Below are 509 nucleotides of genomic sequence, written 5' to 3'. Positions count from 1 at the left end.
ACAACATCCTGATGATTATTGTATTTCTGTAAAATAACGCCCCAAACGCTTTGCAGCAATGTGTTAATCGTGACATGCTGTTGTTTGGCCATTTGGTTTAATGCGGCACTTCGTTCTTTACCCAACATCAATGGCAGCTTTTCCAAAACATAGCCGGGATTCGAACTGTTACCGCTTCTGTTTGTGTCGTCATCCTGTTCTGCTACAGAAACTTGCGCATTCTCACTAGGCAACAAGGTTTGCTGCTCAAAACCTGCCAAATAGTCACTCCAATAACGAGATGCTTCCTGTGCATCTTGGTGTTCCAACCATTCGATATAGTCACTATACGGCTTGACAGGTGCAAGCTCTGGCTGCTTGTTCTCCAGCAAGGCAAAATATGCACTAAATACTTCGTCCGTCATTAGTGACAGGCACCAGCCGTCCATCACAATATGGTGGAAGCTCCATACAAAACGGTATGAGCGATCGCCCGTGCGGAAAACAGCTACGCGCATAAGCGTATCCTC

1 protein-coding gene is annotated in these 509 nt (G+C 46.0%); it reads right to left on the bottom strand.

From position 1 onward, the window contains the following. Positions 1 to 509, bottom strand: a 509-nt coding sequence (locus HFD99_RS24890) for a condensation domain-containing protein (RefSeq protein ID WP_238797303.1), incomplete at both ends; no start/stop codon positions are given.

Source organism: Paenibacillus sp. EKM301P (assembly GCF_011800295.1).
In the GTDB taxonomy this organism is placed as follows: Bacteria; Bacillota; Bacilli; order Paenibacillales; family Paenibacillaceae; genus Paenibacillus; species Paenibacillus polymyxa.
The sequence above is the reverse complement of the archived record's forward strand: the minus strand, read 5'-3'. Positions and strand labels throughout refer to the sequence as shown.